At 37.8% G+C, this 12975-nt stretch carries 12 protein-coding genes; 11 read left to right on the top strand and 1 reads right to left on the bottom strand.

Annotated features, from left to right (window positions below):
• Positions 1–392 precede the first annotated feature (392 nt).
• Complete coding sequence (locus tag BBF96_RS08755; RefSeq protein ID WP_127016792.1) at positions 393–1076, top strand: nucleotide-binding protein; 684 nt, start codon at positions 393–395, stop codon at positions 1074–1076.
• Between the two features lie 95 nt (positions 1077–1171).
• Here the strand turns inward: BBF96_RS08755 and BBF96_RS08750 are convergent, their stop codons facing one another.
• Positions 1172–2107 carry a calcium/sodium antiporter gene (locus tag BBF96_RS08750; RefSeq protein WP_127016791.1) on the bottom strand — a complete coding sequence of 312 codons (936 nt, stop codon included), beginning with the start codon at positions 2105–2107 and terminating at the stop codon, positions 1172–1174.
• 402 nt (positions 2108–2509) lie between these two features.
• On the opposite strand from BBF96_RS08750, the gene BBF96_RS08745 reads away from it, so the two are divergent.
• The 10 genes from BBF96_RS08745 to BBF96_RS08700 all read left to right on the top strand — a co-directional run bounded on the left by BBF96_RS08745 (position 2510) and on the right by BBF96_RS08700 (position 12884).
• Positions 2510–4591 carry a sigma-54 interaction domain-containing protein gene (locus tag BBF96_RS08745; RefSeq protein ID WP_127016790.1) on the top strand — a complete coding sequence of 694 codons (2082 nt, stop codon included), beginning with the start codon at positions 2510–2512 and terminating at the stop codon, positions 4589–4591.
• A 246-nt stretch (positions 4592–4837) separates the two neighbouring features.
• Positions 4838–5911, top strand: a complete 1074-nt coding sequence (locus BBF96_RS08740) for a Glu/Leu/Phe/Val family dehydrogenase (protein WP_127016789.1) — start codon at positions 4838–4840, stop codon at positions 5909–5911.
• A 37-nt stretch (positions 5912–5948) separates the two neighbouring features.
• Complete coding sequence (gene buk / locus BBF96_RS08735; RefSeq protein ID WP_127016788.1) at positions 5949–7031, top strand: butyrate kinase; 1083 nt, start codon at positions 5949–5951, stop codon at positions 7029–7031.
• A gap of 2 nt (positions 7032–7033) precedes the next feature.
• Entirely contained in the window at positions 7034–7945 is a 912-nt protein-coding gene (locus BBF96_RS08730) for a phosphate butyryltransferase (RefSeq protein WP_127016787.1), read from the top strand.
• 24 nt (positions 7946–7969) lie between these two features.
• Positions 7970–9031, top strand: a complete 1062-nt coding sequence (locus BBF96_RS08725; RefSeq protein ID WP_127016786.1) for a Leu/Phe/Val dehydrogenase — start codon at positions 7970–7972, stop codon at positions 9029–9031.
• Between the two features lie 53 nt (positions 9032–9084).
• Complete coding sequence (buk, locus tag BBF96_RS08720; RefSeq protein ID WP_127016785.1) at positions 9085–10176, top strand: butyrate kinase; 1092 nt, start codon at positions 9085–9087, stop codon at positions 10174–10176.
• Positions 10177–10275: 99 nt separating this feature from the next.
• Positions 10276–10497 (top strand): 4Fe-4S dicluster domain-containing protein, encoded by a 222-nt coding sequence (locus BBF96_RS08715; protein WP_127016784.1) that lies wholly within the window; start codon positions 10276–10278, stop codon positions 10495–10497.
• Positions 10498–10545: 48 nt separating this feature from the next.
• Positions 10546–11604: a 3-methyl-2-oxobutanoate dehydrogenase subunit VorB gene (locus BBF96_RS08710; RefSeq protein ID WP_127016783.1), complete on the top strand. Its 1059-nt coding sequence runs from the start codon at positions 10546–10548 to the stop codon at positions 11602–11604.
• Complete coding sequence (locus tag BBF96_RS08705; RefSeq protein ID WP_127016782.1) at positions 11604–12350, top strand: thiamine pyrophosphate-dependent enzyme; 747 nt, start codon at positions 11604–11606, stop codon at positions 12348–12350. Before BBF96_RS08710 ends, BBF96_RS08705 begins: the two co-directional genes overlap by 1 nt.
• Positions 12351–12884, top strand: a complete 534-nt coding sequence (locus BBF96_RS08700; RefSeq protein ID WP_127016781.1) for a 2-oxoacid:acceptor oxidoreductase family protein — start codon at positions 12351–12353, stop codon at positions 12882–12884.
• Positions 12885–12975 lie beyond the last annotated feature (91 nt).

Here is a 12975-nt window from a genome sequence, read left to right as displayed (position 1 = left end):
ATTTTTCTATTTTTTAACGAATGCTTGTGAAAAAATTAATTCACCTAAAGTTAAGGTATTAGAACATGTTCTTTCTAATTCATCATTAGTAGTAAGAGAATGGATAAAGAGTTTAAAATTCCATATACAATACATACATTTTCATTGGAATGATGGTACATATGATGCATACCAAGCTCCAATAAAAGATTTTATTATTATTAAAGAAAGAGGATTTACTTCCTACTATTACTGAATGCTTAACTGGAAAAGACATGTTGATTGCTTGTATTCATCAGAGAAATAGATTTAAAATATGTAAAATCTTTTTTAGAAACTTAAAATTCATTCAAAAGGATTTTTCTCTATTTATCGCGAATTTTCTACAATGCAAACCAAACGGAGGTGAAAAAATGTCAGATAAACGGATTCAGATCTTTACAGGTGCATATGGAAGTGGAAAAACGGAAGTTAGTATGAATTTTGCAGTGGATTTAAAAAAAGAACATGAGAAGGTTGCTCTTGTTGATTTAGATATTGTTAATCCATATTTTCGTTCCCGGGAAGCAGCAGGACCATTGAGGGAAAAAGGAGTTGAAGTGATCTTTCCTGCTGGTGTTCTGGCTACCGCTGATTTACCTGCTCTTTCTCCTCATATTTTGCGGGTATTACAAAATCAACAATACCAGGTTGTTTTTGATGTGGGTGGAGATGATGTTGGAGCGGTAGCTTTGGGAAGGTTTAACAGCTATTTTAAAGAAGATCAATATGATATGAACTTTGTAGTAAATACTAATAGGCCTTTTACCAGAGATGTAATGGGAATTGAAAAAATTATAAATAAAGTGATGAAATCTTCTAGACTGAAAGTTACCCATCTGATAGCAAATATTAACCTTTGCAATGAGACCACAGTAGAAGATATTATGAAAGGTTATCCCATTATTAAGGAAGTTTCTTCAAAGTTGAAGGTGCCTATTAAATATTTAGCAGTGGAAGAGAGCTTAAAAGATGAACTGGATCCAAATGCTTTTGATGAGCCTGTGCGGTTTATTCACCTTTATAATCGTCCAGATTGGTTGAAGAGAATGAGATAGAAAAATTTTGTTTGATAAAAGAAAACCTATGGGGGTATGTATGGCAAGCGTTTTTGCCCATATATACCCCCAATGATTTATGGGTGTTTAAAGAGTTAAAGAGTACCGAAAAGGATTGTAATATAGGTGGCATATAAAGTAAGAAAGATCATTCCCTCTAAGCGGCTAAGATGATCTTTAGTTAATCCGAAGAGTAAAAGTAGTCCCATGAAGGCTAGCATAAAAGGAAAATCTAAAATTAAATTTTTCGTAGAAATTGAAATGGGATTGACCATAGCAGAGACGGAAGTTACCCAACCTATATTTAACAGGTTTGCACCAATGATATTTCCTATGGACAATTCCTGATAACCTTTAAGAGTTGCTGTTAAAGATGTAACGAGTTCTGGTAAGGATGTACCCAATGCAACCAGAGTAAGAGCAATGAAAATCTCAGGTACACCAAAGTATTTAGCCAGCCACACTCCTGAATTGACTACGATTCTAGAACCGATAATAACCAGGACAGAACCAGCTATAAATTTAATAAGATTTTTCTTAAAAGTGCCTTTAACTTCGGTTTTTTCAACAAAGACTATGTTTTTTTTCGAATGTAGAATTAAAAATAAGATATATCCGATGAGAACAGTCAAAAGTAAAAAACCGTCAAATTGATTAATTTCACCATCTAAAGAAGTTAACAAGGCCAGGATACCAGCAGTTAACATAAACAGGGCTTTTTTGGAAATTATTTTTGGAGTAGTAGGATAACTGTGAATAATCAAAGTCAACCCCAGGATCATACCAATATTAAAAATGTTAGATCCAACTGCATTACCCAGGGACATCTCTGGGTGGCCGCTAAAGGAAGCGTAAACAGATACAGCAAATTCTGGAAGAGTAGTTGCCAGGCTTACAATGGTGGCTCCGATTATTACTTTAGGAATTCCTGTCTTTTTGGCAATCCATACTGCAGAATCGGTAAACCAGTCAGCTCCTTTGACAATTGCAAACATTCCTACAGTAAAAAATATTAATTTGGTTAATAACATAGCTTATCACTTCTCCTTTTATAAACACATTAATACACCCTTATATCTTACCACGTACTTTCTTAATTCGCAAGTCTTTACTATTTCTCAAAATGGGAGCAAAGGGTTTTAGGGTAGTGTTGACGAATATAATGGTTAAACTGCAAAAAGCTAATTTTTCGCTTCTTGATAAATTTTTCGAATCATCTAAAGCTTGATTTCCGCCGAAATAAGGCTTCCTAATCTGGCCATTGATTAGCTCATCACCTCCTGTGATGAGGCCTTATTTCGTCGGAAATCTCGCTAAGATGATTTGGCGAAAAATTTCTATGTCGCTCAAAATTAGCTTTTTGCAGTATATTAAATTGTAATAAAGAAGGTAATGATTTTTACTGGAAAAAAGTTTTAGGGGGGAAGAAGTTAATGTTAAAGATCCTGATAGTGGGCTTAAAAGAAGCAGGTAAATCTATTATTAAAAGAATTAGCCAACTGAATCAGGTAAAAATTTTAGGAGTTTTATCTTTGGATTCTGACTTCATATCCGATCCCGATTTACATAATCTAGCAATTCCAATTATACAGGATTTATCTGATGGAAAGATGGACAAACCTGATCTGGTTATTGATACTTTAAATTTATCTAGAGAAAAGCTAGGGGAGATTTTAGGAAAAGATATTATTGAAGATTGTTCTATATTATCGGCATCTGCTGTGGAGTTGTTGAATAGTTTGATCGAGGATGAAGAAGATTTGCTTCGCCGTTTAAAGAGGGTCAATCGAGAGAAAGATGTCATCATTAATTCAACTCATGATGGAATGATTGCTATAAACAGTGATGGAATTATTACACTTTTTAATCAGGCTGCTGAAAAGATTATGAATCTTAAAGCTGTGGAGTGTGTAGGAAGATATGTAGAGGAAGTAATTCCAAATAGCCGTCTTCACCTGGTCTTAAAGACAGGAAAGGAAGAATTAAACCAGACCCAGGCTATTGGAAATACCACAATCATTACTAATCGTGTTCCAGTTAGAGATCATGAGGGTAATATAATAGGGGCTGTTGCTGTTTTTAGGGATATTACAGAGGTCAAATCTTTAGCAGAAGAGTTAACCAATTTGAAAGAGATGCGGGTTATGCTAGAGGCGATTATTGAGTCTACTCAGGATGCTATCTCTGTAGTGGATGAAAAAGGTATGGGAATTTTAATCAATCCCGCTTATACCCGTTTAACTGGCCTGACTGAAGAAGATGTAATCGGTAAACCTGCTACTGTAGATATTGCTGAAGGTGAAAGTATGCATATGAAGGTCTTAAAGACCAAAAAACCTGTCTCGGGTGTTAGATTAAAAGTTGGTCCCAAAAAAAAAGAAGTTATTGTTAATGTAGCGCCGATTATAGTTGATGGAAAGTTAAAAGGAAGTGTAGGGGTCATCCATGATATTTCCGAAATCAAAAAGCTGACTGAGGAGTTAAATCAGGCCAGACGGATGATCCGCCATTTAAATGCTAAATATACCTTTGAGGATATTATTGCCGAAAGTAAACTCATGTTAGCAGCAATTCAACAGGCCCGGAGAGCTTCCAAGACTCCAGCTACTGTTTTATTACGGGGTGAAAGCGGTACTGGTAAAGAACTTTTTGCCCATGCTATCCATAATTCTAGTCCTAGAAAAGATGGTCAATTCATCCGGGTAAACTGTTCGGCAATTGCTGATAGCCTTTTGGAGAGTGAACTTTTTGGTTATGAAGAGGGTGCTTTTACTGGAGCCAGAAAAGGTGGAAAAAAAGGATTGTTTGAAGAAGCTGATGGAGGGACCATCTTTCTGGATGAAATTGGTAAAATAAATCTTGAACTTCAAGCCAAACTTCTCCGGGTATTACAGGAAAAAGAGGTTATTCGGGTTGGAGGAACAAAGGCAATCAGTGTGGATGTGCGGGTTATTGTTGCTACTAACGCAAACTTAGAGCGAATGATACAGGAAGGTACCTTTAGAGAAGATTTATATTACCGTTTAAATGTAGTTCCCATCTTTATTCCACCGCTTAGAAAAAGAAAAGAAGATATTCCTAAACTCACCTATCATTTGATCCGGAAATTTAACCAGGAATACGGTCGCTCTATAAAAAATATTTCTAAAGGAGCACTGGATATTCTGATGGATTATGATTGGCCTGGTAATGTTCGTGAATTGGAAAATATCATTGGACGTGCAATTATTAATGTAGGTTTTGATTCAGATATAATTACTGAAGAACATCTCCCTCCTTTAGGTATGCTGTCTTCAATGACTAGACCTGAAAAGAAAGAAACAAAAGCAGGTTATCAGGTTAGCGAGTATGATATTCAGAATAAATCATTAAAAGAGATTTTAGACGAGGTAGAGAAGGAAGTGATTTTAGAAGCTCTTGACCATACTGGAGGAAACAAAACCGAAGCTGCAAAACTTTTGGGTATTGCAATCCGGAGTCTGTACTACAAACTAGAAAAATATGGAATACAATAAGTAAAAAACTTTAAGTGAAAACTCTTGCCTGCAAAAAATTGCAGATATGAAAAGAATTACATACTAATATGGTTCTTTTTAGAGTTTTTTTTCCTTGGTAGAGATATAAGAAAAGTTAAATATCTTTAATCGTCCTCGAAAAAGGGGATATTTTTTGGCGGAATTTTTTAATTGGCACGTAAATTGCATAAGAATGAAAGTGAAGGTAGTTGCTTTATTAAAGATACATAAAGGAGGTATGGTCAAGTGAAAATTTTTGAAATGATGGAGAAGGAAGGACATGAGCAGTTGATATTACTTCAGGAAAAGTCCTCTGGTCTTAAAGCAATTATTGCAATCCATGATACTACATTGGGTCCAGCTTTGGGTGGATGTAGAATGTGGAACTACGAATCTGAAGATGAGGCAATACTGGATGCGCTCCGTCTTTCTAAAGGAATGACATATAAATCTGGTGCTGCTGGCGTAGATTTTGGTGGTGGTAAGACAGTTATCTGGGGAGACCCAATGAAAGACAAAAGTGAGGCTCTTTTTAGAGCATTGGGTCGTTTTGTAGAGTCACTGGGTGGAAGATATAGTACCGGTACAGATGTAGGTACAACTTATGATGATTTTGTTCTGGCAGCAAAAGAGACCCGTTATGTTGGTGCATTACCTGAAGAGTATGGTGGAAGTGGTGACTCTTCCATTATTACTGCTTTTGGTACCTGGAAAGGACTTAAAGCATGTGCCAAGGTTGTTTTTGGAACTGATTCTCTTAAGGGCCTGACTGTTGCTGTTCAGGGTGTAGGTAAAGTGGGTAGCAAGTTGGTCGGTCATTTAATCGATGAAGGTGCAAAAGTGATTATCAGTGATGTAAATGAGAATAATGTTAAAATGGTTAAGGAAAAATATCCAGAGGTTGAAGTTGTTTCTCCAGACGAAATTTTGTTTGTTGAATGTGATATTCTCTCACCAAATGCATTAGGTGCAATCATAAATGATGAGACTATTGATAAACTTAAGTGTAAAATTATCGGTGGAGCTGCTAACAACCAATTAGCTGAACCACGCCATGGTGATATCTTACATGAAAAAGGAATCTTTTATGCTCCTGATTATGTGATTAACGCTGGAGGTCTGATTCAGGTAGCAGATGAATTACAGCCTGGAGGTTATAATAAAGATCGTGCCTTTAAGCATGCAAGCCAGATTTATAACATGATCTTAAAGATTGCGGAAATTTCTAAGGAAAGAAATATCCCGACTTATAAAGCTGCTGATTTAATGGTAGAAGAGAGAATTAAGAGTGTTGGTAGGGTTAAAAGAATTTTAAAATAAAGTGAGGCTATCTATAGAAAGAGGGGTCTAATTAAAGATGGAATATCAGATTTTGGTGATCAATCCTGGTTCAACTTCGACCAAGATCGCCATTTATCATAATGAAAAGTTACTTTTTGAAGAAAATATTTCCCATTCAACTGAAGAGCTTTCTAAATATGAGCGAATTATTGACCAACTGGATTTTCGTAAAGAAATGGTTATTAAAACGGTTAAAGAAAAAGGCTTTTCTTTAGAAGAATTAGATGCAATTGTTGCCCGTGGTGGTTTACTTAGACCACTTTCAGGTGGAACTTACCGGATCAATCAGCAGATGGTAAATGATCTTAAAGAGGGAGTTCAGGGGGAACATGCGTCCAATCTGGCAGGATTAATCGCTTTTGATCTCGCCAGTAAGTTAAATATTCCTGCATTTACTGTTGATCCGGTTGCTGTTGACGAATTTATTCCGGAAGCCAGAATTTCAGGTATTCCGGAGATTGAACGGAGAAGTTTAAGTCATGCTTTGAATATTAAAGCTACAGCAAGACAGGCAGCTAGGGATCTAAATTTAAGTTTTTCAGAGTGTAATTTCATTGTTGCTCACCTGGGTGGGGGTATATCTATTGCACCTCTTTTAAAAGGTCGAATAGTGGATGTAAACAATGCCAATGAAAGTGGACCATTTTCCCCAGAACGTTGTGGTCAATTACCTGTTGGTGATCTGGTTAGATTGGCGTTTTCTGGTAAATATACTTTCAGAGAGCTTAAAAAAAGGATGGTGGGTCAGGGCGGTTTGACTGCCTATCTTGGGACAAACAATTGTCAAGAGATCGAAGAAAAAATCAAAGCAGGTGATGAAAAAGTAGCAGAAGTTTATCATGCTATGATTTATCAGATTGCCAAAGAGATTGGAGCAATGGCGACTGTTTTAAAGGGTGAAGTGGATGCTATTATTCTTACCGGTGGACTGGCTCACTCGAAGATGGTTACAGATGGAATTACCGAATATGTACAATACATTGCTCCGGTGAAAGTTTATCCAGGGGCAATGGAAATGTTGGCTCTTTGCCAGGGAGCTCTTCGGGTTTTGAGAAGAGAAGAAGAACCTTTAGAATATATTGTTGAAGGGGTGAAATGACCATGTTTAAAACATTTGAGGAAATGGTAGAACAGGCAAAATCTACAGCACCTAAGGTTTTATCTGTAGCCGCTGCGGAAGATCCAGAAGTATTAAAAGCAGTTAAAAAAGCAGAAGAAGATGGTTTAATTACCCCAATTCTCGTTGGTGATAAAGAAAAGATTGAAGTTTTTGCAAAAGAGGTTTATTATGACCTATCCAATATAAAGATTTATGATGAGCCTGATGTTACAAAAGCTTCTCATAAAGCTGTGCAGATTGTAGCAGAAGGTGAAGCTGATTTCTTAATGAAAGGTCTAGTTGGTACTGCAACCATTTTACGTGCTCTTTTGACCAAAGAATATGGTTTGCGTCAGGACCGCTTGCTAAGTCATATAGCATTGATGGATTTAGAAGATCTGGACCGTCTAATTATTATGACAGATGGCGGAATGAATATGTATCCTGATTTGAATCAGAAAAAGCAAATTATCGAAAATGCTGTAGAAGTTATGCATTCTATTGGTGTGGAAATGCCTAAAGTTGTACCTTTAGCAGCATTAGAATTGGTCAATCCAGATATGGAACCAACTATTCATGCTGCAATTCTTTCTAAGATGGCTGATCGCGGGCAGATTAAAGGCTGTATTATAGATGGACCATTGGCATTTGATAATGCCATCAGTGAAGAAGCAGCTAAGCATAAAGGGATTAAAAGCCCAGTAGCCGGTAAAGCAGATGTGCTTTTGGTTCCAAATATTGAAACTGGTAACGTCATGTATAAAGCATTATCTTATTTTTCTAAAATGCGAGCTGCTATGTTAGTTGTTGGTGCTAAGGTTCCTGTTGTTGTAACATCCCGGGCCGATAACTATATGACCAAATACTATTCTATGGCCCTGGGTAAATTGATGATGGAATACAAAAATCAATAATTTATAGAAAAGGAGGAATTAATAATGAAAAAATTTGAGTACATGGAAAAATATGATTATGAACAACTGGTATTTTGTTATGACAAAACTTCCGGTTTAAAAGCAATCATCTGTATTCATGATACTACATTAGGTCCTGCTCTTGGTGGTACCCGTATGTGGGTATATGAAAATGAAGATGACGCTATTTTAGATGCACTGCGCCTGGCACGGGGTATGACTTACAAAGCAGCTGCAGCTGGTTTAAATCTGGGCGGCGGTAAGACCGTTATCATGGGTGATCCGAAAAAAGATAAAAGTGAAGAACTCTGGAGAGCTTTTGGTCGCTACGTTCAAAGCTTAAATGGTCGTTATATTACTGCAGAAGATGTTGGTACCAGTGTAGAAGATATGGATTATGTAGCTATGGAAACTGACTACGTAACCGGTCTTTCCGGTACTTCTGGTGACCCATCTCCTATGACTGCTTTTGGTGTATATAAAGGTATGAAGGCTTGCTGTAAAGAAGTTTACGGCTCTGATAGCCTGGAAGGTAAAGTTGTAGCAGTTCAGGGTTTAGGTCATGTTGGTTACTATCTCTGCAAGCATATTCATGAAGAGGGCGGAAAACTGATCGTTACTGATATTGATCAGGAAAGAATAGATAAAGTGGTTAAAGAATTTGGTGCAACCGCTGTTGCTCCTGATGAAATTTATGGTGTAGAATGTGATATCTTTGCTCCATGTGCTCTGGGTGCTGTTGTAAATGATGAAACCATTCCACAATTCAAGTGTCGTATTATTGCCGGTGCTGCAAATAACGTATTGAAAGAAGAGCGTCATGGTGACATCATTCATGAAAAGGGTATTCTTTATGCTCCTGACTATGTAATTAATGCTGGTGGTCTGATTAATGTTTACCATGAATTATTAGGTTACAATCGTGACAATGTTTTAAGAGATGTAGCAAAAATTTATGATCGGATTCTCAAAGTTATAGAAATTTCCAAACGGGATAATATCCCAACTTATAAAGCTGCAGATATTATGGCTGAAGAAAGAATTGAAAAGATGGGTCGTGTTCGCAGTAACTATATCGTACGGTAATGAGTTTTTGCATTCAGCTTAAACTGTATTGATCCAATGATGGAGGGATTTAAATGTCCAGTTTTAAAATTTTAGTTGTTAATCCCGGCTCTACTTCTACAAAAATCGCAGTCTATGAAGATGAAAATGAGATATTTAAAACTAATATTACCCATAGTAGAGAAGAACTGGCTCCTTATGAGAAAATAACAGATCAACTTCCGTTAAGGAAAAAAGTGATATTAAATGCCCTTAAAGAACACGGGATTAAGATTTCTGAGCTGGATGCAGTTTCTGGCCGGGGTGGGCTTTTATGGCCCATCCCTGGCGGAACTTATACAGTGAATGAAAAAATGCTTGAAGATTTAAAAGTTGGGGTACAGGGCCAACATGCTAGTAATCTGGGCGGTCTTATAGCTTATGAAATTGCTAAAGAAGCTGGCGGTAAGGCCTTTATTGTTGATCCTGTAATTGTTGATGAGATGGAGCCTGTTGCCAGATATTCAGGAATACCTGAAATTAAGCGAAAAAGTATTTTTCATGCTCTGAACCAGAAAGCTATGGGTCGTAAAGTTGCTAAAGAGCTGGGGAAAGAATATGAAGAGTGTAATTTTGTTATAGCCCATATGGGTGGAGGAGTTTCTGTCGGTGCTCACTCAAAAGGGCGAGTAATTGATGTAAACAATGCTCTGGACGGAGAAGGTCCATTTTCTCCTAACCGTTCCGGTGGGGTACCCGTTGGGGATCTTGTTAAAATGTGCTTTTCAGGTAAATATACTCAAGAGGAGATCTTAAAAAAGATAGTTGGTGAGGGAGGTCTAGTAGCATATCTCAATACTACCGATCTTAGAAAAGTTGAAGAGTGGATAGAAACCGGTGATGAGGATGCTTACTTGATCTTCCGTGCAATGGCCTATCAGATTGCTAAAGAGATTGGCTCTGCAGCAACTGTGCTTAAAGGCCAGGTAGATGCCATTATCTTAACGGGAGGTATGGCACATTCTGAACGTTTAACTAAGATGATTTCTGAACGGGTTTCCTTTATTGCTCCTGTTAAAATCTGTGCTGGTGAAAATGAGTTAGAAGCACTGGCTTTAGGAGCATTACGGGTTTTAAGAGGAGAAGAAAGGGCCAGAGAATATAATCCTTCTAGAGCAGGTTGTTAGTAAAAATTGTTATGAATATTGGGGTTAAAAATAGAGGGATTCTATCTTTAACCCCGAATTTTCTAAAATGGGGGGTAATTCTAGAAGGAGGGATTTTACGTGCCTAATAAAGTTGTATTTGATGTGGATAGGTGTAAAGGATGCGAACTTTGTACTACCGTATGTCCAAAAAATATCGTCAAGATGTCAGATAAGATCAATGCTAAAGGTTATCATCCTGCTATGGTTGAAGAGCAGGATAAATGTATTGCCTGTGGATTCTGTGCTAGCATTTGTCCAGATACTGTAATTGAGGTTTATAAGGAAGAGAAGAAAAAATAAAATAATTCTTTTTTGTGCTGACTAAATGACTGTAAAGGGGGTTGTCTAATGGGTGAGAGAATATTGATGAAAGGTAATGAGGCCATTGGTGAAGCTGCGATTAAAGCTGGATGTCGTTATTTTTTTGGATATCCAATCACTCCCCAGAATGAATTACCTGAGTATATGTCAAGACGTTTGCCTGAAGTAGGTGGAGTTTTCTTACAGGCGGAAAGTGAAGTTGCAGCTATTAATATGGTTTATGGTGCTGCTGGCGCTGGTGCACGGGTAATGACTTCATCTTCCAGTCCAGGAATCAGTTTAAAGATGGAAGGTATTTCTTATATTGCGGGTGCGGATTTGCCCTGTGTAATTGTTAATATAGTTCGTGGGGGCCCAGGTCTTGGTGGTATTCAACCGGCTCAGTCTGACTATTTCCAGGCTACAAAGGGCGGCGGTCATGGTGACTATCACATGGTAGTTTTAGCTCCGTCTTCCATCCAGGAAGCTGTGGATCTGGTAATGGAAGCTTTTGATATTGCTGATCAATATCGGGTACCTGTTATGGTTATTGGTGATGGAATGATTGGACAAATGATGGAACCAGTTGAGTTTAAAGAGCCACCCAAGCGGGATTTACCAGCTAAGGATTGGATTACAGATGGTTGTAAAGGTAGAAAACCAAATGTTATTAATTCCCTATCCTTGCAACCCGAAAAATTGGAGGAAATGAACTGGAATCGTTATAAAAGATATGAGAAGATTAAAGAAAATGAGGTTAAAGTTGAAACTATTAATATGGAAGATGCAGAAATTGCTCTGGTTGCTTACGGCACTACCTCCCGGATTTGCTTTAGTGCTATGGAAACTCTTCGGGAAGAAGGATATAAAGTTGGTTTGATTCGTCCAATTACTCTGTGGCCATTCCCAACAGAAACTATTAGTAAAGCAGCAGATAATGTAAAAGCATTTTTAACAGTAGAGATGAGTACCGGTCAGATGGTCGAAGATGTAAGACTTGCTGTTAACGGTAAAGTTCCTGTTCATTTCTATGGTCGGACTGGCGGTATGGTTCCTTCGCCAGATGAAATTATTGAACAGGTTAAAGCACTGGGAGGTGGAAAGTAATGATTAAGGTTGCCGGAAGACCAGAATCTTTGACTGATAAGCAGATGCACTATTGCCCAGGTTGTACCCACGGTATCATTCATCGGCTGGTTGCTGAAGTAATGGATGAACTGGGGATCCGTGAAAAGACTATCGGGGTTGCTCCAGTAGGCTGTTCTGTTTTAGCTTATGAATATTTTAATTGTGATATGCATGAAGCTGCTCATGGTCGTGCTCCTGCAGTAGCTACTGGAATTAAACGGGTTCTTCCTGATAAAGTAGTATTCACCTATCAGGGTGATGGTGACTTAGCATCAATCGGTACTGCTGAGATTGTTCATGCTGCAAACCGTGGTGAAAAGATTACTACTATTTTTGTTAATAATGCTATTTATGGTATGACTGGTGGTCAGATGGCTCCAACAACTTTGCTGGGCCAGAAAGCTACTACTGCTCCATATGGAAGAGATGCTGAAAAGGCCGGTTATCCAATTAGAGTATCTGAGATGCTTTCTACATTGACAGGTGTTGCTTATATTGCCCGGGTATCTGTGCATAATCCGCAACATATTAGGAAAGCAAAAAAAGCTATCAAAAAGGCCTTTGAGACTCAATTAGAGGGTAAAGGTTTTAGTTTAGTAGAGGTTCTTTCTACCTGCCCAACCAACTGGGGTCTGACTCCTATTGAAGCTCTAAAGTGGTTAGAGGAAAATATGATTCCTTATTATCCATTAGGTGAGTTTAAGACCCCAGAGGAGGTGGAATAAATGAAGCAGGAAATAATTATGGCAGGTTTTGGTGGTCAAGGTATAATGGCCATGGGAAGGCTTTTGGCCTATACTGGCATGATGGAAGGTAAAGAAGTATCCTGGATGCCTTCTTATGGTCCAGAAATGCGTGGTGGTACTGCTAACTGTACCGTAATTGTTAGTGATAAGAGGATTGCTTCTCCGATTACTACCACACCTGATGTGTGTATAGTAATGAATTTGCCATCATTAGAGAAATTTGCTCCAATGGTTAAGCCAGGGGGACTTTTGATTATTAACTCTTCTTTGATTGAAAAGGAATGCGAGCGTACTGATATAGAAATCTTAAAAGTACCCTGCAATGATATTGCTAACGAGCTGGGCAGCAGTAAGGTATTGAATATGGTGGCATTGGGTGCTTATATTCAAAAGACTAAAATTTTACCTTTTGAGTCGGTTATAAAGGCAATGAAGAAAGCATTTGCAGGCAAAGAAAAATTTATCCCACTGAATGAAGCAGCTCTTAAGAAAGGTGCAGAACTGGTAAAATAGAATAAGTAAATGTGGCCGTAGTAATTATATAAACTACGGCTACTTTATTAATATTATGATTAAACTGCAAAGAGCTAATTTTGAGCGACAT

This window comes from Anoxybacter fermentans (assembly GCF_003991135.1).
GTDB classification, from domain to species: domain Bacteria; phylum Bacillota; class Halanaerobiia; order DY22613; family DY22613; genus Anoxybacter; species Anoxybacter fermentans.
Note: the sequence above shows the minus strand (reverse complement) of the source record. Positions and strands in the feature narration are given on the sequence as shown.